This window comes from Rahnella laticis (genome assembly GCF_015644585.1).
Taxonomy (GTDB): Bacteria; Pseudomonadota; Gammaproteobacteria; order Enterobacterales; family Enterobacteriaceae; genus Rahnella; species Rahnella laticis.
The window spans coordinates 1-21,928 of sequence record NZ_JADOBI010000004.1 but is presented as its reverse complement, the minus strand read 5'-3'; the positions used below and the strand labels follow the sequence as shown (position 1 = coordinate 21,928).

At 49.4% G+C, this 21,928-nt stretch carries 18 protein-coding genes and 1 pseudogene; 7 read left to right on the top strand and 12 right to left on the bottom strand.

What is annotated here, in order from left to right:
- The first annotated feature begins 13 nt into the window (after window positions 1-13).
- Both cobB and pepT read left to right on the top strand, forming a co-directional pair.
- Window positions 14-844 carry a Sir2 family NAD+-dependent deacetylase gene (cobB, locus tag IV433_RS09480; protein WP_195814008.1) on the top strand — a complete coding sequence of 277 codons (831 nt, stop codon included), beginning with the start codon at window positions 14-16 and terminating at the stop codon, window positions 842-844.
- Window positions 845-1,073: 229 nt separating this feature from the next.
- The gene (gene pepT, locus IV433_RS09475) at window positions 1,074-2,309 is read left to right on the top strand and encodes a peptidase T (RefSeq protein WP_152325624.1); all 1,236 of its coding nucleotides are present in this window, start codon (window positions 1,074-1,076) and stop codon (window positions 2,307-2,309) included.
- Window positions 2,310-2,403: 94 nt separating this feature from the next.
- On the opposite strand, the gene IV433_RS09470 is transcribed toward pepT, so the two are convergent.
- From IV433_RS09470 to phoP, 3 genes are all read right to left on the bottom strand, one after another.
- Window positions 2,404-3,525, bottom strand: coding sequence for a ribosomal protein uL16 3-hydroxylase (locus IV433_RS09470; RefSeq protein ID WP_195814007.1), 1,122 nt, complete (start codon window positions 3,523-3,525; stop codon window positions 2,404-2,406).
- 147 nt (window positions 3,526-3,672) lie between these two features.
- Entirely contained in the window at window positions 3,673-5,127 is a 1,455-nt protein-coding gene (gene phoQ, locus IV433_RS09465; protein ID WP_195814006.1) for a two-component system sensor histidine kinase PhoQ, read from the bottom strand.
- Between the two features lie 30 nt (window positions 5,128-5,157).
- Window positions 5,158-5,832 (bottom strand): two-component system response regulator PhoP, encoded by a 675-nt coding sequence (gene phoP / locus IV433_RS09460; protein ID WP_095921366.1) that lies wholly within the window; start codon window positions 5,830-5,832, stop codon window positions 5,158-5,160.
- Window positions 5,833-6,128: 296 nt separating this feature from the next.
- Between phoP and IV433_RS09455 the strand changes: the two genes are divergently transcribed.
- The 3 genes from IV433_RS09455 (at window position 6,129) to IV433_RS09445 (ending at window position 9,435) form a co-directional block, all read left to right on the top strand.
- A complete protein-coding gene (locus IV433_RS09455) occupies window positions 6,129-7,382 on the top strand; it encodes a nucleoside permease (RefSeq protein WP_195814005.1) in 1,254 nt (417 codons plus the stop codon).
- A 65-nt stretch (window positions 7,383-7,447) separates the two neighbouring features.
- The gene (locus IV433_RS09450; protein ID WP_195814004.1) at window positions 7,448-8,467 is read left to right on the top strand and encodes an ADP-ribosylglycohydrolase family protein; all 1,020 of its coding nucleotides are present in this window, start codon (window positions 7,448-7,450) and stop codon (window positions 8,465-8,467) included.
- Window positions 8,464-9,435, top strand: coding sequence for a PfkB family carbohydrate kinase (locus IV433_RS09445; protein ID WP_195814003.1), 972 nt, complete (start codon window positions 8,464-8,466; stop codon window positions 9,433-9,435). Before IV433_RS09450 ends, IV433_RS09445 begins: the two co-directional genes overlap by 4 nt.
- Before the next feature lie 7 nt (window positions 9,436-9,442).
- On the opposite strand, the gene IV433_RS09440 is transcribed toward IV433_RS09445, so the two are convergent.
- The 6 genes from IV433_RS09440 to rluE form a co-directional block, all read right to left on the bottom strand.
- Entirely contained in the window at window positions 9,443-10,204 is a 762-nt protein-coding gene (locus IV433_RS09440) for a GntR family transcriptional regulator (RefSeq protein ID WP_195814002.1), read from the bottom strand.
- Window positions 10,205-10,351: 147 nt separating this feature from the next.
- Window positions 10,352-11,722: an adenylosuccinate lyase gene (gene purB / locus IV433_RS09435; protein ID WP_195814001.1), complete on the bottom strand. Its 1,371-nt coding sequence runs from the start codon at window positions 11,720-11,722 to the stop codon at window positions 10,352-10,354.
- Between the two features lie 23 nt (window positions 11,723-11,745).
- On the bottom strand, window positions 11,746-12,372 hold the full coding sequence (gene hflD / locus IV433_RS09430; RefSeq protein WP_195814000.1) for a high frequency lysogenization protein HflD: 627 nt from the start codon (window positions 12,370-12,372) through the stop codon (window positions 11,746-11,748).
- 191 nt (window positions 12,373-12,563) lie between these two features.
- Window positions 12,564-13,673 carry a tRNA 2-thiouridine(34) synthase MnmA gene (gene mnmA, locus IV433_RS09425; RefSeq protein ID WP_195813999.1) on the bottom strand — a complete coding sequence of 370 codons (1,110 nt, stop codon included), beginning with the start codon at window positions 13,671-13,673 and terminating at the stop codon, window positions 12,564-12,566.
- 220 nt (window positions 13,674-13,893) lie between these two features.
- On the bottom strand, window positions 13,894-14,340 hold the full coding sequence (locus IV433_RS09420) for an NUDIX hydrolase (protein WP_195813998.1): 447 nt from the start codon (window positions 14,338-14,340) through the stop codon (window positions 13,894-13,896).
- Entirely contained in the window at window positions 14,333-14,959 is a 627-nt protein-coding gene (gene rluE, locus IV433_RS09415; RefSeq protein WP_195813997.1) for a 23S rRNA pseudouridine(2457) synthase RluE, read from the bottom strand. The genes IV433_RS09420 and rluE overlap by 8 nt, the downstream gene beginning before the upstream one ends.
- Before the next feature lie 132 nt (window positions 14,960-15,091).
- On the opposite strand from rluE, the gene icd reads away from it, so the two are divergent.
- Window positions 15,092-16,345, top strand: a complete 1,254-nt coding sequence (gene icd / locus IV433_RS09410) for an NADP-dependent isocitrate dehydrogenase (RefSeq protein ID WP_095921371.1) — start codon at window positions 15,092-15,094, stop codon at window positions 16,343-16,345.
- Between the two features lie 673 nt (window positions 16,346-17,018).
- Here icd and asnB read toward each other — a convergent pair.
- Genes asnB through IV433_RS09395 form a run of 3 tightly spaced genes read right to left on the bottom strand, consistent with a single transcriptional unit; the run spans window position 17,019 to window position 20,436 of the window.
- Entirely contained in the window at window positions 17,019-18,575 is a 1,557-nt protein-coding gene (gene asnB, locus IV433_RS09405) for an asparagine synthase (glutamine-hydrolyzing) (protein WP_195813996.1), read from the bottom strand.
- Window positions 18,576-18,579: 4 nt separating this feature from the next.
- Window positions 18,580-19,989 carry a CDP-glycerol glycerophosphotransferase family protein gene (locus IV433_RS09400; protein ID WP_195813995.1) on the bottom strand — a complete coding sequence of 470 codons (1,410 nt, stop codon included), beginning with the start codon at window positions 19,987-19,989 and terminating at the stop codon, window positions 18,580-18,582.
- 27 nt (window positions 19,990-20,016) lie between these two features.
- A complete protein-coding gene (locus tag IV433_RS09395; RefSeq protein ID WP_195813994.1) occupies window positions 20,017-20,436 on the bottom strand; it encodes an adenylyltransferase/cytidyltransferase family protein in 420 nt (139 codons plus the stop codon).
- A 1,213-nt stretch (window positions 20,437-21,649) separates the two neighbouring features.
- Between IV433_RS09395 and IV433_RS26140 the strand changes: the two are divergent.
- Window positions 21,650-21,763 (top strand): annotated as a pseudogene (locus tag IV433_RS26140) (hypothetical protein); the annotation flags it as partial.
- Window positions 21,764-21,928 lie beyond the last annotated feature (165 nt).

The window sequence follows — 21,928 nt, the reverse complement described above, 5'->3', positions numbered from 1 at the left end:
TAAGGAGCACTTCATGCGCACACGTCATCGTCTGTGTCGGTTTCGCAAAAACAAACGTATCCGGCATCAGCGTTTCCGGTCGAATATTTTCCACCGTGACTCAATGGCGGCGGCTTCGCTGAAAAAGCCGTTCGTGGTGGTGCTGACCGGTGCCGGGATTTCCGCAGAATCGGGGATCCGCACTTTCCGCGCCGCCGATGGTTTGTGGGAAGAACACCGCGTGGAAGACGTGGCGACGCCGGAAGGGTACCGCCGTGATCCGGAGCTGGTGCAGCGTTTTTATAATGAACGCCGCCGCCAGTTGCAGTCGGAAGATCTCAAACCGAACGCCGCGCACTATGCGCTGGCGACGCTGGAAGAAGCGCTCGGCGATAACTTTCTGCTGGTGACACAGAATATCGACAACCTGCATGAACGCGCAGGCAGCTCCCGCGTGATCCACATGCACGGCGAATTGCTCAAAGTGCGCTGCACGCAGTCAGGGCAGATTCTGGACTGGCCGGGCGATTTAACCGTCGATGACCGGTGCCATTGCTGCCAGTTTCCTGCGCCGCTGCGTCCGCACATTGTCTGGTTTGGCGAAATGCCGCTGGGTATGGACGAAATTTATGATGCGCTGGCAAAAGCTGATTTCTTTGTGGCTATCGGTACGTCCGGGCATGTTTATCCGGCTGCCGGATTTGTACATGAAGCACGGATTGGCGGTGCCTGTGCCGTTGAGCTGAATCTGGAACCGAGCCAGGTTGAAAGCGAATTCGACATGAAGCATTACGGGCTGGCAAGTGAAGTGGTGCCCGAATTTGTGCATAAATTCCTGACCAAAAAAGATGAAGCTTGGCAATAAACCCGCCAGACCTGACGTTGCAGCCGAACTGGCGATGCCTGTTTCCCATATTCATCGGGAGTTCATCGCCAGTTGCAACGCTGGTAACTTAAGCGTTATTCATCTTTATCGCTAAAATTGCGCCCGCCCCGAAGAGTTATCCCGTTAAACTTGGTGAAAAATGACCTGACGCAATATTCACGGTTTTCATGCTGCGCATAATAAAACCCAGCCGCCAGAGGATACCTATATGGATAAGTTGCTTGATCGTTTTCTGAATTATGTTTCTTTCGATACCCAATCTAAGCCCAATGTTAAACATACGCCGAGCACCGACGGTCAGCTGAAGCTGGCGCAGGCACTGCGTAATGAACTGACTGAACTGGGATTTTCACAAGTTACGCTCAGCGATAAAGGCTGTGTGATGGCGACATTACCGGGCAATGTGGCCTGGAAAGTGCCGGTCATTGGCTTCATCTCTCATCTGGATACCGCCCCCGATTTCACCGCGAAACACGTTAATCCGCAGATTGTGGAAAATTACCGTGGTGGCGATATTGCGCTGGGAAATGGCGATGAAATTTTATCTCCGGTGATGTTCCCGGTTCTGCATCAGTTGCTTGGCCATACGATCATTACCACCGATGGCAAAACGCTGCTGGGGTCTGACGATAAGTCTGGCATTGCCGAAATTATTACCGCGATGGTGCGGCTGAAAAACAGCAATATCGCGCACGGTCCGGTGCGTATTGCCTTTACGCCGGATGAAGAAATCGGCAAGGGCGCGCAGAGTTTTGATATTCCGGCCTTTGGCGCGGAATGGGCGTATACCGTGGACGGCGGGGGCGTGGGTGAGCTGGAGTTTGAGAACTTTAATGCCGCTTCGGCGACCATTAAGATTGTCGGCAATAACGTTCACCCTGGCAGCGCGAAAGGCGTGATGGTCAATGCGCTGTCGCTGGCGACGCGTTTCCACAATGAACTGCCGGTGGAAGAAACGCCTGAACATACTGACGGTTACGAAGGTTTCTATCACCTGACCACCATCAAGGGCAACGTTGAACGCGCGGAAATGCACTACATCATCCGTGATTTCGACAAAACGCAGTTCGAAGCCCGCAAACAGAAAATTATCGATATTGCGCACGTCGTGGGCAAAGGCCTGCACCGTGATTGTTATATCGAAGTGACGCTGGACGATCACTATTACAACATGCGCGAGAAAGTGGCCCAGCATCCGCACATTATTGCGCTGGCGCAGCAGGCGATGAAAGACTGCGATATTGAGCCGATCATGAAGCCAATCCGCGGTGGCACCGACGGCGCGCAGTTATCTTTCCGCGGCTTACCGTGCCCGAACATTTTCACCGGCGGCTATAACTTCCACGGTAAACATGAGTTTGTGACGCTGGAAGGCATGGAAAAAGCGGTATCCGTGATCATGCGTATCGCCGAGTTAACGGCGAAAGAAGCGCTGAAACACTAAGTTTCCGCAAACAAAAATCGGGTAAAACTGGCGGCAAAAAAAGGGGCGATGTCTGATGACATTGCCCCTTTTGTATTTGAATCAGTCGCGACGGTTAGTCGTTAAAGTACCAGTAACCGCTGTTCACCAGCGCGGAAAGCAACGCCAGAAATGACGGGTCATCCAGCGCATCGCCCAGCATTTCTTTGGTCACGGTTTTGTGACGGGCAATCGCGTCCACCGCACCGATATGTTCGGTAGTCATCGCTTCACCGTTGACATAACAAACGTCGCCGACGCGCAATACGCGCAGCCCGCCCAGACGTTCCAGTGTTTCGCCGGAGTCGAGCAGTTCGTAGATTTCACCGGCCTGATACGGCGGTTCCGGCGGGGCCAGATCCAGTTCGTGGCGCGACTGGGAAATAAACTCACCAAACCAGCTGTTGAAGTGCGCCGGGTTGCCAATCAGGTCCAGCATCATGCCGCGCAGTTTATCCAGTTCGGCAGGCTGAACTTCCGCCGGATTTTCGCGTTCCGCCAGATCCGGATCGCTGTAACGGTGGCTGCCCAGTTCACGGGAAAGCACGAAGTCGGCGAAACCGCTGACCATTTCACGCGCATTCGGCGCGCGGAATCCGACAGAATAGTTGAGGGAATTTTCCAGTGAATAGCCGTCGTGCGGGAAACCCGGCGGAATATATACGATATCGCCCGGTTCCAGTTCTTCATCGATAATGGCTTCAAACGGCTCAACCTGAAGCAGGTCCGGGTGCGGACAATGCTGTTTCATGGCTACTTTCTCGCCCACGCGCCAGCGGCGACGGCCCGTACCCTGAATGATAAAGACGTCGTACTGATCCAGATGCGGGCCAACGCCGCCGCCCGGAACAGAGAAGGAAATCATCAGGTCGTCCATCCGCCAGTCAGGAATATGGCGGAACGGCGTCATCAGATGGGAAGATGGCTCGTGCCAGTGATCAACCGCCTGAACCAGCACTGACCAGCCGTTTTCGCCCAGATGATCGTAGCTTTCGAAAGGCCCGTGGCTCACATTCCAGCGTCCGTCCTGATTACTGACCAGACGGCTGTCGACTTCGTTTTCCATCGCCAGACCCGCCAGCTCATCGGGAGAAATGGGATCGACGAAATTCTTGAAGCCGCGTTTTAAGACGACAGGACGTTTTTGCCAGTAGCGCTGAAGGAAATCGTTCCAGTCGAGGTCGAGTTGATAATCCATAATATATCCATGAGGGGAGGGAACTGTTAAGGATTATAACGGAAGGTGTTGCTGGTGCATTGGGCAATTACCCGCAAATTTAACGTTACGTGCAAGAAAGCAGCGAAATTTGCGGGCGAATGCAGCAGCATTTTGATTTGCGGACGGTTACTCCAGTTCAATGCCGTGCTGTAATCCGAAATGAACGTGCATGCTGGCACCGCCGAGCGGGCTGTCGCCGATAACAATTTTACCGTCGTATTGCTCGATAATGTCATTCGCCAGCGACAGGCCAAGACCTTGTCCCGGACGCAGCGTATCGGCGCGCTGACCACGCTGGAAGATGACTTCACGCTTACTTTCCGGAATGCCGGGGCCGTCGTCTTCAATCAATATCACCAGTTCGTTTTCGGTATGAACGGCGCTGATTTCCACGAACTCAAGGCAGTATTTGCAGGCGTTATCGATGACGTTGCCCATGACTTCCATGAAGTCATTTTTCTCGCCGACAAAGGTAATTTCCGGCGAGATATCGACCGTAATCACCACGCCTTTGCGCTGATACACTTTGTTGAGGGCAGAACATAATCCGTCAAGAATTGCGGGTACGGAATGCACTTCGCGGATCAGTAAATTCTGTTCCGAGCGCAGCGTGGCGCGGTGCAGGTAATAGCCAATCTGCTGAGAGATGCGGCTGATTTGTTCCAGCATGACCGGCTCGGCTTCTTCAATGGTCATCTGTTTGCCATTTCGCAGCGCGCGCAGCGTGGACTGCAACACCGCCAGCGGCGTTTTCAGGCTGTGCGTTAAATCTGCCAGCGTGGTGCGGTAACGGTCATATCGTCCGCGCTCGCCGTGCAGCAAAATATTGAGGTTTCGCACCAGCCCGCGCAGTTCGCGTGGAGGATTTTCATCGAGCGATTCACGCTCGTGCGTCTCCAGTTCGGCGACCTGATGAATCAGCTGTTTGATTGGCCGCAGGCTCCAGTAAGCCGCCAGCCACAGCAACGGAACCACCAGCAACAGGTTCGCCAGCAGCACATAGCTGAACCATTCCCAGACCAGATCCGAGCGCTGTAATTCCTGCGGAATGGTATCGACCACCACGATATTGAGCGCCGGTAAACGCGATGTGGCGTTATACGTGTTGACCGCGATGGAGTGGGTCATCGCGTTGGCATCGGTGTCGTCGTAACTTTTCAGCTTGTCCTGTGCTTTCGGGTTATTGCCCAGCACTTCGCTGCTGATTTGCGTGTCGGTATCCAGTTCATAAAAGCCCGGTTTATTCATCCAGGCTTTATCGATATGCGCTTCGAGTTCGGGGATCCGGCGTTCTGCCCACAGCAGATTGCCTTCACCGTCGTAAATAAACACCAGCGTCGGGGAATTAAGGTCCAGATCAGGCGGCACGTTAATGCTCAGCTTGTTGTCACGCCACTGCGCCAGACTGAAGAATAAGTTACTTTCACCGCGCAGGAGGCGGTAAGCAGTTTTGTCGAAACTCACCATATAACCCACCACCGCCACCAGCCCGTAAGCCAGTGACAGTGCGAGCACGACCGCAGCGGTCGCCATCATAAAGCGGACGCGAAGAGAAAAAGGGTTCTTGGTACGTCCTTTCATGGCGCGTCCTTTTGAGGCGAAAACAGGTAATTACGGGCGGATATCGAAACGATAACCCTGGCCGCGCACGGTGGTAATAACATCAACCGGATGTTCGGCTTGCAGCTTTTTACGCAGGCGCCCCATCAGCACGTCGACCGTGTGGCTTTCGCGCAGCTCGGCGTCCGGGTAAAGCTGAAGCATCAGGGAATCTTTGCTGACGACTTTACCGGCGTTGCGGATCAGGGTTTCAATAATGGTGTATTCGAAAGCGGTCAGTTTGATCGGCTGCTCGTTGACGGTCAGCTCGCGGCGCGACAGATCAATCTGGAACGGCTGAAGAGTGATGACCTGCGAGGCCAGGCCGCTGTTACGACGCATCAGCGCCTGCATGCGTGCCAGCACTTCTTCGAGGTGGAAAGGTTTGGTGACGTAATCGTCGGCACCGGCTTCCAGCACCGCGACTTTGTCCTGCCAGCTTTCACGGGCGGTCAGTACCAGAATTGGCAGATTGGTCTGATGACTGCGCCAGCGGCGGATCAGGCTCAGGCCGTCTTCGCCCGGCAGACCGAGATCGACAATCGCGATATCAGGCGCATGTTCGTGCAGGAAGTAATCCGCCTCTTTGGCGTCTTCCGCCGCATCAACCTGATGACCCATTTCCCGCAGTTGTACCGAGAGGTGGTGGCGTAGCAGTGCGTTATCTTCAATGACTAAAATTCGCATGGTGATTCCTTGTTCTCAGTACGCGGAAAATGATGACTAATTTGATGCGGTTAAGTCTAAATGATCCTGAAACATTTTAATCAACCCAGGCTCAACACAGGGCGGAGAAACCTCAACAAAACATAAACGAATTATAAACGCCCTGAGCCGGGAGAAACATAAATTGTGAGGCAGATCGCTGATTAATATCAAAGGTATCATTAAGGTATTGTAAAGGTATCTCGAATGCCTGATTTCATCCGTTGCTTCCGGTGCCAGGGCACCGCGCGGATCCCTTACTCAGCAAGGATATAATAATGAAACGTACCCATCTGAAGCTGTCCGTTATGATGTTTATTGAGTGGTTTATCTGGGGCGCCTGGTTTGTGCCGCTCTGGCAATACCTCAATAAATTAGGTTTTAGTCCGTCGGAAATTGCCTGGTCTTACAGCAGCACGGCGATTGCGGCGATCCTTTCTCCGGTTCTGGTGGGCGTGATCGCAGACCGCTATTTTGCCGCTCAGAAAGTGCTCGGCTGGCTGTTGCTGGCCGGTGGCGTGCTGATGGGATTCATCGCGCTGCAAACCGAATTTTCGACGTTCTTCCCGCTGCTGGTGGTGTACGCGATTACTTATATGCCGACCGTCGCACTGACCAACAGCATTGCGTTCGCCAATATCAATGACACCGAAAAGGATTTCCCGCGTATTCGTGTGCTCGGCACGCTGGGGTGGATTGCGTCCGGTCTGGTAATTGGTTTTGTGCTGCCGCCGCTGCTCGGCATGGGCAATATCTCTGATACCAGCCAGCCGCTGTGGATCACGGCGATTGCGTCATTTGCGCTGGGGATTTACAGCTTCTGGCTGCCGGATACACCGGCAAAAGGCAAAGGGCCGGTGGATATCAAAGCCCTGTTTGGCCTGAATGCGCTGGGTTTGCTGAAAGACCGTTCGTTCGCCATTTTCGCTTTATGTTCGTTTCTGTTTTGCATGCCACTGGCGTTCTATTACCAGTTCGCCAACGGCTATCTGACGCAGGTTGGCTTGCCAAATGCAACCGGCTGGATGACGCTCGGGCAGGTGTCGGAAATCTTTGCAATGCTGGCGCTGCCGTTCCTGCTTAAACGCTTTGGCATCAAAAAAGTGCTGATGCTGGGCTTCATCACTGCCGCCATCCGTTACGTCTTCTTCATCTACGGCGGCACGGCTGACGTGTGGGCCTACAGCATGTTGTTCCTCGGCATTTTGCTGCACGGCGTCAGTTACGATTTCTATTTCGTCACCGGCTATATCTACGTCGATAAAAAAGCGCCGCCGCATATGCGCACCGCCGCGCAGGGCCTGATCACGCTGATTTGTCAGGGGCTGGGCAGTTTTATCGGCAACTGGCTCGGTGGCCGGGCGATGACCACCTTCGCGCTGAGTACACCAAAAAATGGCATGACCTTCGACTGGTTTGCCGTCTGGGGTGTCGGCGCGATTATGGTGGCGGGCGTGATGCTGTTGTTCCTGCTGTTCTTCCGTGAACGCAGCAAAACAATTACGCCGGTCAGCCTGAGCGCCTCTTCTTAAACGACACATTTTTCATTTCTGGCGGGCAGGCAGCCCGCCGTAATTTTATTTCGGGAGACATATCGATGACACAACCAGGACTTGAGAGCCGCATGCTCGGCGCGTTGTACGGACAAATGCTGGGCGATGCGCTGGGCATGCCGTCGGAGCTGTGGCCGCGTGAGCGCGTCAAAAAACATTTCGGCTGGATCGACCGTTTCCTCGATGGCCCGGCGGAAAACAATGCGGCCTGTTATTTCACGGCGGCGCAGTTTACCGATGACACTTCGATGGCACTGGCGCTGGCCGATGCGCTGCTGGAAGCGGAAGGCAAAGTTGTACCGGAGCTGATCGCGCGCAACGTGATCCGTTGGGTAGACAGCTTCGACGCCTTCAACAAAAACATTCTCGGACCAAGCTCCAAACTGGCGCTGGCGGAGCAAAAGAAAGGTGTTGCGATTGATGCGCTGGAAAACAATGGCGTGACCAATGGTGCGGCGATGCGCGTTTCCCCGCTCGGCTGCGTGCTGCCTTCGGCTCCGCTGAAACATTTCTGTGAGCAGGTCTGGCTGGCCTCCAGCCCGACGCACAAATCAGATATTGCCGTTGCCGGCGCGGTGGTGGTTGCCTGGGCGGTGTCGCGCGCCATTGAAGGGGCGAGCTGGGCGGAAATCCGTCTGGCGCTGCCGGACATCGCAAAATACGCGCAAACTCGGGAATCGACCACGTTCAGCGCGTCTCTGGCGGCACGTATCGAACTGGCGTTTGATACGGTGGCGAAAGCCGAAGGCACGGAACAGGCATCGGAAGCGGTGTATCAGCGGGTTGGCGCGGGCGTCAGCACCATTGAATCTGTACCTGCGGCGCTGGCGATGGTGGAACTGGCGGGAACCTGCCCGAACCAGTGTGCCATTTTATGCGCCAATCTTGGCGGTGACACCGATACCATCGGCGCGATGGCGACGGCCATTTGTGGTGCGCTAAACGGCATTGAAGCATTCAAAAAAGAGTGGCTGGATGAACTGAAACGGGTGAATCCTCAGGACATGACCCGCTACAGCGACGCATTTCAGCGTTTTCGCCGCAACGCGCAGGAGGCCGGATGAGCCAGACGCACCGTGAACTTTTGCAGACACTGACGCAGGGCGACTGGCACCAGCAATCGCCGGTTCTCGTCATCGGTGCGGCGGTGATGGATATGGTTGCGCGCGCGGATGCGTTGCCGGAGCGCGGCGGTGATATTGCCGCCGACGTGACCGGTTTTCATCTCGGCGGCTGCGCACTGAATATCGCGCTGGGGCTGAAACAACTGGGAATTCACAGCCAGAATCTTTTGCCCGTCGGCGAAGGGATGTGGAGCGACCGTCTGCGCAAGGAGATGGCGGCGCGCGAAATTGTGTCTGATTTGCAGGTGAAAGGCGCGGACAACGGCTGGTGTCTGGCGCTGGTGGAACCTGACGGCGAGCGCACGTTTATCTCCGTCGATGGTATCGAAAATCAGTGGCAGCCTGCATGGCTGGCGCAGGCAACACCGCAAAACGGGCTGGTGTACGTTTCCGGTTATCAGTTGGGCGCAAAGCAGGGCACGGTGCTGACGGACTGGCTCGACACCTTACCGGAAGCCGTGCAGGTGCTGGTGGATTTTGGCCCGCGTCTGGATGTGATGCCCAAAGAGCGCGTCGAACGGCTGATCCGCCCCGGTGTGATCCTGACGCTGAATCAGCGCGAAGCGGCCATACTCGGTTTTGCCGGTGACGCAGAAAGTTTCTGCCGTCAGTTGCACGAGAAAACCCGCGAACTGGTGGTTTTACGCTGCGGTGAGCAGGGCAGTTATTATTATGGTTCCGCGGACGATTGCGGATGGATCGCGGCGCGGAAAATTACCGTGGCCGACAGCATCGGGGCGGGCGATAGCCATTGCGCCGGTTTACTGGCCGGGCTTTCGCTGGGGCTGACGCACTGGCAAAGCATGATGCTGGCGAACTGCGTGGCGGCTTACGTGGTTTCACAGCCGGGCGGAGATTGCGCGCCAACGCTGTCGCAGCTGATTTCTTCACTGGACAGCGTCAGTTAGAAAACGGTCAGTCTTCGCTGACGAATTCGTACATGTCACTGCGGCAGAAACTTTCGCTGTACTCAATCGGGCGGTTTTGCCCGTCGAACAACGTTTGTTTGATGATAAGCAGTGGCATCGCCTCTTTCAGCTGTAATGCCTTCAAGTTTTCCGCGTCGCTCATCGCCGCACTGACGCGGCTTTGCAGCGCGCCGAGCTCAATATTATTGCGACCAAAATAGTCATAGAGCGAAACGCCGATTTCCTCGACGTCGCGGATAGCGTCCATGATGACGTAGGAAACTGCTACCGACATCGGGCGTGTATCAATGTAGTGAATGCGTTTAAGCATGTAGACCGGCGTGTTTTCAATAATCGCCAGTTTGCTGGCAATCAGCGCCGAGGCGGGCACCTGATCGCGGCTGATCCATAGCGTATCCGGCTTGCGCCCCTGAAGCATCACTTCCCGGGAAAACCCTTTCACTCCGGCCAGCGAATAAGCCAGGCGGGCATCGGTCGCTTTTTTGATAAAGGTGCCGTAACCCCGCGAGCGCCCGATATGGCCGTCTTCTTCCAGCCTGGCGAGCGCCTTTCGCACGGTGATACGCGAAATGCCCAGAATTTCAGTGAACTGGCGTTCGCTCGGCAGAAAATCACCATCCTGCAAGATGCCTGCTTCCATTGCCTGACGTACCGATTCGTTAAAGCACAAATACAGGGGCATTGTGCCCGCCTGAGCCAGATCGGTTTTCAGTTTTTCCAGCACCTGCTGGTTGGTGTCCATGCTCATGAAGTCGGTCTTCCAATGCGGAGGGAATGGGCTCTATTTTAGAAGGACAGAGATTTTTTGCAGTGACATTTTGCGCGTCGCGGTCACATAAAAAAGGCGACCCGGAGGTCGCCTGATAGAGGTCACACATAATACGTGAGCAAAGATTTACTTCAGCTCGTCAACCATGGTCGTCGCGCGGCCAATATAATTGCCCGGCGTCATGGCTTTCAGGCGCACTTTCTCTTCTTCCGGTAATTCCAGAGAATCGATAAAGGCCTGCATACCTGCCGCATCAACACGTTTACCACGGGTCAGCTCTTTCAGCTTCTCGTAAGGTTTTTCGATGCCGTAACGACGCATCACGGTCTGGATTGGCTCAGCCAGCACTTCCCAGTTGTGATCCAGTTCATTTGCCAGATTCGCTTCGTTCACTTCCAGCTTGCTGACGCCTTTCAGGGTGGCCTGATATGCAATCAGCGCATAACCCAGACCCACGCCGAGGTTACGCAGCACGGTGGAGTCGGTCAGGTCACGCTGCCAGCGGGAAACCGGCAGTTTGCTGGCCAGATGCTGCAACACCGCGTTGGACAAGCCAAGGTTGCCTTCGGAGTTTTCGAAGTCAATCGGGTTCACTTTGTGCGGCATAGTAGAAGAACCGATTTCGCCAGCAATGGTGCGCTGTTTGAAGTGGTTCAGGGCGATGTAACCCCAGATGTCGCGGTCGAAGTCGATCAGGATGGTGTTGAAACGCGCCACGCAGTCAAACAGTTCGGCGATGTAGTCGTGCGGCTCGATCTGTGTGGTGTACGGGTTCCAGTTAATACCCAGAGAAGTCACGAACTCTTCGCTGAATTTATGCCAGTCCACTTCCGGGTACGCCACGATGTGGGCATTGTAGTTGCCCACGGCACCATTGATTTTGCCGAGGATTTCGACGTTTTGCAGTTGTCTGAACTGGCGAACCATACGGTAGGCGACGTTAGCCAGCTCTTTACCGATAGTGGATGGCGTAGCAGGCTGACCGTGGGTGCGCGACAGCAGCGGAATGTCACGGTGTTTGTGCGCCAGATCTTTAATCCCATCAATGATCTGTTTCCAGTACGGCAGCACCACGTCCTGACGTGCGGTTTGCAGCATCAGCGCGTGGGAAAGGTTGTTGATGTCTTCAGACGTACAGGCAAAGTGAATGAACTCGGACACCGCGTGCAGGGCAGGGATACCGGCCACTTTTTCTTTCAGGAAATACTCAACCGCTTTGACGTCATGGTTGGTGGTTTTTTCGATGTCTTTAATGCGCTGAGCGTCATTCACATCAAAATTGGCCACTAACTGGTCGAGGAAAGCGTTTGCGTCGGCATCAAAAGCAGGAACTTCCTTGATTTCTGCACAGGCTGCCAGTTTTTGCAGCCAACGTACTTCAACCTGCACACGGAATTTCAGCAGGCCAAATTCGCTGAAAATAGTACGCAGCGCGCTGACTTTATCACCGTAGCGTCCATCAACGGGGGAAACGGCGGTCAGTGAGGATAATTCCATCGGTAGCAACTCCTGGGGTCTTATTAACAATGAGCGAGAATACTTTTCGCCTGTTCAAACAAGCGATTACGGGAAAACATCAGTTGCAGGCGTCCACCGCCCACCTGGTGCCACAGCACGGCGGAACGGATGCCAGCCAGTAAAATGGCGCGGACCTTCGCCTGAACCTGCGGATTTTGCAAAATTGTCGGTGAACCGGTGACCTGAATTCGTGGTCCCGCCGGGCTGACGACGTCGACATAAATCGAGGCCAGCGAGCTAATCATCGTGTCGGATTCGAGCTCGAAATGCGCCAGCTGGCGGTCGAGCTGATCGATACGTTCACCGAGCTGATTCATGGCGGCTTTATTGGCATAGAGCTTGCGCTCAAGCACCATCAGGCTTAATGCGTAACGCGTTAACTCAGCGCCCGGCCCCTGACGGTTGGCGTTCAGCACGCCCAGCAGCGTTTCCAGCCCCATCTTCAAATTCGCTTCATTATTACCGTACACCGCCAGCGTGGATGCCGGATTCATCTCCAGCAGGCTGCGCAGTGACACTGACATTTCTTCCTGAGCGCAATTGCCTTCATGGGCAAGTTGCTGGACCAGGCGCGCCGCCTGACAGATCCCCGCCAACGCCAGCGTAATGTCATAATAATTTTTAGCCACGTTTACTCCTGTAAGCGTTTTGAAACGATGAGACGCAGTGACAAAGAAGATAGCCCAAACTAATGGCGACAGATCATGCCATAAAACTGACCCTAAACACAGTTCGGAATCAGTGCAGATCGTCACAGGCGGGCAGAAAAAAAGCGGGACGCCCGAAAGCGTCCCGTTTTCATACACCTGTTGGCGCGGTATCAGGCCTGAAGCGGCAGGTGCTGTTCAATGACACCGCCGCCGAGGCAGATTTCGCCGAGGTAAAACACGGCAGACTGGCCCGGTGTGACGGCAGCAACCGGCGCGTCAAAGCGCACTTCAATGCGGTCTTCGCCCAGCGGCGTGACGACGCACGGAATGTCTTCCTGACGATAACGGGTTTTGACGGTACACGTCAGCGGCGCGGTCAGCGGTTTGCGATCAACCCAGTGAAGCTGTTGCGCAATCAGCCCGACGGACATCAGACGCGGATGTTCATGGCCCTGAGCAACGTACAGAATGTTATTTTCCACATCCTTTTCAACGGTGTACCACGGCTCTTCGCTGCCTTCTTTCTGGCCACCGATGCCCAGACCTTTGCGCTGGCCGAGCGTGTGGTACATCAGCCCCTGATGTTGCCCCATCACCTGACCATCAACGCTTTTAATCACGCCAGGCTGCGCCGGCAGATAGCGGCCAAGGAAATCGCGGAATTTACGCTCACCAATAAAACAAATGCCGGTGGAGTCTTTTTTCTTCGCGGTGATGAGATCGAGCTCTTCGGCAATGCGGCGCACTTCCGGTTTTTCCAGCTCACCGACCGGAAACAGGCTTTGTGCAACCTGTTCGTGACCCAGCGTGTAGAGGAAATAGCTTTGATCTTTATTGCCATCGACGCCGCGCAGCAGGTGGCTGATGCCGTCGATATCCTGGCGGCGCACGTAGTGACCGGTCGCGATGTAATCGGCGCCCAGATCTTCTGCGGCAAATTCCAGGAAAGCTTTGAATTTAATCTCTTTATTGCACAGGATATCCGGGTTTGGTGTGCGTCCGGCTTTGTATTCCTCGAGGAATAATTCGAACACATTGTCCCAATATTCCGCCGCGAAATTCACGGTGTGCAGTTCGATGCCCAGCTTGTCGCACACGGCCTGCGCGTCGGCAAGATCGGTGGCTGCTGTGCAATACTCTTCGTCGTCATCCTCTTCCCAATTTTTCATGAAGAGGCCCTCAACCTGGTAACCCTGCTGTTGCAGAAGGTACGCAGAGACTGAGGAATCGACACCGCCGGACATCCCGACGATCACTTTTTTCTGGCTGTTGTCAGACATAATTGTCCCGAAACACATGAATTAATTGTCCGGTACTGACGGTGTTTTTCTGATGCTTGTCCCACGAGGATGAAGGCCGCGTGCAACAAAAACACCACAGAAACCCGAACAGAGAGGTACTACGTAAATACTGAAGCGCGAAATTTTATCACGTCAGGCCGGTTGCTGCATCGCTGATTCTCAGCACGGCAACAACCGGACGAAAGGCTTTTCTGCGCGCTTACTCCGGCAGATTAAAATTGTGCAGGATTTCCAGAGGGTAACGCGGTGATTCCTGATAACAGCGGATGCTTTCCGCCACCAGCGGCGAGCGTAACTGAGCCGAGCCGATAATTTCTTCAGCACTGACCCAGCGGCACTGATCGATATCGTCATCCTGTGGCTCGGTGTCCAGAATTTCGGGTAAATCAATCACAAACGCGAAGCGCAGAAACGGCGTGCCGTCCGGCGCCTGCCACTGATGCAATCCGAGAAAAGACTGCGGTTCGGCGTGAATACCCGTTTCCTCATACAGTTCGCGTTTGGCTGCGCTGACCAGCGTTTCGTCGGCTTCGAGATGGCCAGCCGGTTGGTTCCAGGTCACTTTTCCGTGAATGGTTTCTTCAACGACCAGAAACTTTCCCTGTGCCTGAACGACGCAGGCGACGGTAACGTGCGGTTTAAACATGCGGGATCTCCTTCCATTGGCCGGGTTGTAAGTCGCCGAGGGAAAATTCGCCCATGCTGTAGCGGATCAGGCGTAACGTCGGGAACCCGACATGTGCCGTCATGCGACGAACCTGACGGTTCCTTCCCTCGTACAAAGTGATTTTCAGCCAGGTCGTCGGGATCGCTTTACGTTCGCGGATTGGCGGATTGCGCGGCCAGAGCCATTCCGGCTCACCGACAATTTCAGCACCGGCGGGCAGGGTGGGGCCATCTTTCAACGTGATACCGCGGCGCAATGCTTCAACGGCGGCGGTATCCGGTTCTCCCTCGACCTGCACGTAGTAAATCTTGCCGGTGCGTTTACCTGGCTGTGTCAGTGCAGCTTGCAGTTTGCCATCGTTGGTCAGCACCAGTAAACCTTCGCTGTCCCGGTCGAGACGACCGGCGGCATAAACATCTGTTAATGAAATGTAATCTTTAAGTGTGGCCCGGCACGCCTCATCAGTGAATTGTGGCAGTACATCAAACGGTTTATTGAAAAGAATCACCTTTCTGGGCCCTTTTGGGGCAGATTGTTCTTTGGCAGGCCTTTTGCTGAAACGTTTAACGTTGTGATTTTTAAAAGATAGCGGGTTCATAGGCATTGAAGTTAGAGAGAATTAGCGCATTATACTTGAAAAATGTTTCGGATTGGCTAGCGAGAAATATTCGAGTAATATCGACCGGCATCTTACAAATTTTTAACAAAAATGCGCTCGAAGGAGAGGTTAATGGAAAGCAAAGTAGTTGTTCCGGCTGAAGGTAAAAAGATTACAGTAGACGCTCAGGGTAAACTGGTCATTCCTAATAATCCTGTTATCCCATTCATTGAAGGTGATGGCATCGGTGTTGACGTAACGCCTGCCATGATCAAAGTCGTTGATGCGGCTGTTCAGAAAGCCTATAAAGGCGAGCGTAAAATCTCCTGGATGGAAATCTACACCGGCGAGAAATCCGTAGAACTGTACGGCAAGGACGTATGGCTGCCAGAAGAAACTCTGGACCTGATCCGTGATTACCGTGTTGCTATCAAAGGCCCACTGACCACTCCGGTTGGCGGCGGAATTCGCTCCCTGAACGTGGCACTTCGTCAGCAACTCGACCTGTACATCTGTCTGCGTCCGGTTCGTTATTACACCGGCACACCAAGCCCGGTAAAACGTCCTGAAGATACCGACATGGTGATCTTCCGTGAAAACTCCGAAGATATCTACGCAGGTATCGAGTGGAAAGCCGGTTCTGCTGAAGCGGACAAAGTCATCAAATTCCTGCAAGACGAAATGGGCGTGAAGAAAATTCGTTTCCCACAGGAATGTGGTATCGGTATCAAACCTTGCTCCGAAGAAGGCACCAAACGTCTGGTTCGTGCGGCGATTGAATACACCATCACCAATGACCGTGATTCCCTGACGCTGGTTCATAAAGGCAACATCATGAAGTTCACCGAAGGTGCCTTCAAGGATTGGGGCTACCAGCTGGCGCGTGAAGAGTTCGGCGGCGAGCTGATCGACGGCGGTCCTTGGGTGAAAATCAAGAACCCGAACAACGGCAAAGACATCATCATTAAAGACGTTATTGCTGACGCATTCCTGCAACAGATCCTGCTGCGTCCGGCTGAATACGACGTTATCGCCTGTATGAACCTGAACGGTGACTACATCTCCGACGCCCTGGCGGCGCAGGTTGGCGGTATCGGTATCGCTCCGGGTGCAAACATCGGTTCTGATTGTGCGCTGTTCGAAGCCACTCACGGTACTGCACCGAAATATGCCGGTCAGGACAAAGTGAACCCGGGCTCAATCATTCTGTCCGCAGAAATGATGCTGCGTCATATGGAATGGTTCGAAGCCGCAGACCTGATCGTGAAAGGCATGGAAGGCGCTATCGCCAACAAAACTGTGACTTACGATTTTGAACGTCTGATGGAAGGCGCTAAGCTGCGCAAATGCAGCGAGTTTGCCGACGACATGATCGCAAATATGTAATTGCGAAATTGTTGAAGTAGACATCGGGGGCATCATGCCCCCTTTTTTTTCCTCTGGAAAATTTTCTGTAACCTAAACAAAAACATGCAAACTGAACTTTCAAAGTCTTACCTATTTTTTTAATGAATTATCTGAAGCTGTCCATGGCCATTTATTTTTACAGCTTTAATTACGCCTTAAATGGCGGAATTTTTCCTATAGCTATAAGTATCGAGTTCTACATGATCATGATGCTAAGGAGTGAGTTCACTCGGAAGTGGCTTACTAAAGCTAACAAGATAGAGTTGAATTATCACCTCATAGTTGAAATAGACGACACACTGACCAGAATCAGCAGACGTAATTTAAGCCCATCGTTCATATTTGAAACCAGCCTGTTAGGCCTTGAGCCGCGTTGCGCAGCTATGGCAATGAATGTCAGGAAGTTCGCTGTGAGTAAAAGGGGGGATCAACTTAATATATATCTATTTTATTGCAAAGTGGTTAAGCGGTTGTCTATCTAAGGAACTTATTATCTGAATCAGTATATCGCTCCTATTGAAGTCCCCTGATTTTAAATCAATAGGCATCATGATACTTGTAATTTTTAATACAAGCATCATTTTTTAGAACATATAGATATTAGCCAGCTAAGATAGCTTAAGTAACTTAGGGCGCTTCAACAAAATAATAGCTATTTACTACCATCTAAGCCAAGGGTTTTGATATTGAAGTTCCGAAATTTCTCGTATTCATCATATTTATGTATCATGTTGTTTTTTGATGCACTGAAACCAATCTTAGTTCGCTCAAGGACATTTAATAACCCTAAGTTGCTAATCATTTTTCGGAGTGGGATTTTTGAATGAATCTCATCAATTTTTAATACAGTCGGTCTTCGATACATATAATTGACAATGTCTGTGCATACAAAAGGCACTCGGGCTTCTTTCGATGCAGCCATAGAAGAGTAATCCATTCTGCGTAATAGCCCGACAAGGTGTACATCTAACATAAAATCTTCTAAGAATTCGATAGGTGACTTATCTTTTGCTGTTTCTACTAGATAATAATGCATCCTTTCAGTTAGGTCGTCAGCGGATAATTTATCTGACCCATAGCCATATCTAGATATGAAATCTTCAGGATTTATTTTTTTTTCATTCATCGCCCATCTGTAAATTTTGTCATATCCAAAAAATATCTCATCAGCCCCCTCGCCAGTAAGTAATACTTTTTGGTCAGACTTAAATTCTTTACAAATGAGATATATTAGAGCTTCATTAGGAACTGAAATAGGCTCATTACGTAATAAGATTAATTTTTCCCAAGCTTGCAATAACCTATTCTCATCAATTATATGAGTATGGATGTTCTTGTTAATTTTAATCCCAGTTTCTTGAGCATATGCGCATTCATTGTTTCCCTCCAGACCAATGGAATAACAGTCCTGAGTGTTAGATATAGCTGATATTATAGAACTATCAATGCCGCCGCTTAACAAAGCGACTACAGGATAGTCGCTCAATTCATGTCGATTTATAGAGTTTTTAATTTTGTATTCCAAATGGTCATACTCGAATTTCTCCGAAGATTTTTTTCTTTGCCAGTATTTTACGGGGAAAGTCTCCCGGCTATGAAGATAATGGCCAGGCAATAATTCATTAATATTTTTATAAAAACTAAAGCCAGGCAAAGGCCTTCGAATCAATGTCCACTCGATCATTGATTCGCTGTCTAAGCCATTGTCAGTCAATTTCGAAATTGTTGAAGATTCAGAGGCTATAACTAAATCTTCTGAATTCCTATAATAATATAAAGGTTTTATTCCTAAATGATCACGTGCTGCAAACCATTCACCATTATTAATATTTAAGACAACAAAGGAGAACATGCCATCTAAAAGGGATAATACAGATATTCCAACCTGGCTAAACGCTTCAACTAATGTTTCAGTATCTGAAGTTGTTCTGCAATTTAATGATAATTTCTTTCTTATGTCTAAATGATTATAGATTTCCCCATTGAATACTATTAAGAAATTTCCGCATGATGAATACATAGGTTGGTTGGCCATAGAGGTTTTATCCAGAATAGCAAGTCTGTTATGTCCAGCAATAAATAAATCAGCTTGAATCGAAACTGATTCTCTATTATCCGGTCCTCGCCAAGCCTGACTAATCAACGCATTATTAAATTTCTCTAAGCTAAATCTTCTGCTTAAACTACTACTAAATAATATTCCACACATATATTTATCCTTTGACCACAGATTGGCATGAGTCAATTATGATATTTGCACATCTTTCTGATGCTTTCGCATCATGATACTCATGGTAGCGATAAAGAGCACTATTTACATTACTTATATCGAAGTTATCAAAAACAGATGTAATAGATTGAACTAACTCCTCGCTATTTTTGGAAATCAGAGAGTTTATACAATTATCCCTGTCTGGTGAAACCTGTCTTAAGTTAGAAATATAACTTTCATGGTCTGGCCTAAATAAAATAATAGGCTTTTGAGTGTGTAAAAAATCGAAAATTATTGATGAGTAATCAGTAATTAATAGGTCAGCATTTTTTAATATTGGATAGGTATCACTATCAGGGTTTAAAAGAGTTAAATATTGGATATTGTATAAGTAATCCATATTTATTTTAAACTCAAAAGGATGAAGGTTTACTATTAATAAATATCCCATGCTATGTAGTGATTTTGAAATACTCTCGAGGTTAATTTCTTCAACCCATTTTGGGTTGTCCTCTCTCCATGTAGGAGCATAATAAATAACTCTGCATTCAGGTTTTTTATGGCAAACTAAATCGAAAGCAGTCTTATCGACATTTACCATATCTAGGTCATTTAAGTCTCTATAGAATATATCGTTACGAGCATAACCTGTAACCTCATATCTATCGCTGACCATTGCTTCGTCAAACATTTTTTTATCGTTACCAGAAGAAGAGCACAATACATTATTCATTGACCAAGATGCAAAAACAGCTGAATGGTGATAATCAATTTTTTTTCTGAAATCAAATTCATTTAAACCTATTAAACGCATTGGTGTACCATGCCAAAGGTTTATACGATAGGCCGATGACAAAATATTATAAAGCATTGTTGGTGTAGGTGCTGTTTCAACAAAAAAACCTTCATCAACAACAACTGCAGCAGACATGATTTTTTTAATGTTAGAACTATTATTACCATCCCAAAAAATAGCACTATAACCAAGATTAATAACTAAATCATATGATTTTTTATCAAGGGTTAATAAATGGCACTCAATGTCTTTATTTTCCTTCCTTATTATTTCATTGGTTTTGAAAAAAGATTGCTTTATATTTCCCTCTAAAAATTTATGGGAGTAAAATAATATTATTTTTTTCTTGGTGAGCCTTTTTGATATTATCTTTAAATTATCTATTATTCGTCTATCGTTCAGTTCATTTTCAATTTTCTTAATTTTGTTATAGATGTCATTAACGAGATTAGTAGCGGGCATTAGCTTTTTTGGTGCGTGACGACCTTCATATTTACCATGGTTTTCATAATGCTCATATCCAGATGAAATCTGGCCATTTTCAATGGCATCTTTAACGTCTTGATACAGCTCAAGATATTTATCTTGATCGAAAATACTCAAACTTTCATTCATTTTTGGAAAATCCTCATAACCCAAATATTAATTTTGATCTCTAAGTAACATTAGCGTATTGTTAATTAGTGTTGAAGAGGTCGTTTTTGTATAGGGGAAGTATATGATTCTTACATTCCGTTCTTTCAATGCATGTTCAAAATGCTCCCACTTTGGGTTTTCGAACCAATCATCACCGACCAACATAATATCGAATTTGTACCTATTATAAGCTTCAATTTTATCCATATTAAATTGAGGAACGGCAACATCAACGTATTTGCATGTCCTGACTATTTCGATTCTTTCTTCAAATGGGATGATTGGTTTCTTGTTTTTATATAGGACTAATTCATCGGTAGATACACCAACTATTAATTTGTCACATAAGCCTTTTGCATTTTTTAGTATGTTAAGATGTCCTATATGGAATAAGTCAAAAACACCTGTTGTATATCCGATTATCATTTTGCTATCCTATATCTATCGTTTGAAGACATGAAGTGTTAAACATTATATTATGTTTCATAGTTGAGGTGGTGTCAATAAATTTTTCTTCTCATAAGGGAAAAAATAAAGTATAAAATTACATGCTGTTAAATAGTAAGCATGCACGTTCAGTTCTTCGCACTTTTTGAGATTCTTAGGTTTTCAACTATCAGTCAGCCCATTTTCCGATGTCAGATTATTAAGGTATGCATGAGGTTTTGCTCGGTTTTTCTCTGTCAGAGAGTTGGTATTTCGCGTGATTATTTTTGTCATTGGTACTAGCGTTAATAACTCAAAAGCTATAATTGACCACTGGTCAGACAGTTGCTTTATAACAGGAAGGCCTCTTCCCAAACGTATATTGAATAACATGGTGATCGCAGCAATAGAGCCCGGATGTTTCCCCTTAGCTTTTTCTCTCGCTTAACACTCATGGTTCCCTCCTTATCCTGTCGTTTGCCAATTAATGGCATCATCTGATAATAACGACGGACTGGTTCTTTGAAGGACTTGCCAAGATTATCCGCTCTTGAGATTTGCAACATGAAAACAGTGGAACGAATACTCTCAGGCGGTCTTCACTGATTATTAGGATTCCCACGGAGAAGAAAAATATTACTTTCTGAAGAACATGGACTGCGTAAAATAGGAGATAGGTATGGAGTTTTAAATTGCCAGTAAGTGAATTTATTGAGTTACCCTTAGATTAAACCATATCTGCCAGTTCACAGTCCCATCTTGTATAGCATTCACGGCCTTGCATTATCTTGATATGAGCATTAAGTCTGAAGCGATGTCGTTTGTGAATAACTCCAAAAAGCCGGTGAGCAGCAATCTGTTTCTGAACATCATAAATGATGAGTGTAGGTTTTACGGTAGGTGACGGTTCTTCGTGGAAGGCTGGAGTCTCTGCAAGACCAGAACAACTTCATTCTATACGGTGAGGAGATCATTGATGATGAAATTGTGAGCGACGCGTGGTGACGTCCATCATTTAACGATGCTAACAATTGAAGTTTTCGCCGGAACTATTGTATTTTACTCTGCGCGGTACTGGGAAAGTTTTCTGTAAAACTAAATTTATTCTTTTTGAATTCATGATGTCGTAATCAACCATCTTTGTAGTTTAGGTGATATCGAAATAGTGTCATTTTTCTTCTAATCAAAGTATTAAGTAATTTAATTCGCTCAGCTGCTGCGTCATATGGAATGGTTCGAAGCCGCAGACCTGATCGTGAAAGGCATGGAAGGCGCTAAGCTGCGCAAATGCAGCGAGTTTGCCGACGACATGATCGCAAATATGTAATTTCAGTTCGCTGAAACAGAAGAACGGGAGCCTGGTGCTCCCGTTTAATAAGATGGTCACCCCCACCCTGTGAGCGGTACGCTGACAGGGTGTTTTTCTTTCTGAAGGGGATCATCATGCAAAACGTTACGCTCATCGGTATTGACCTCGGCAAGCATTCGTTCC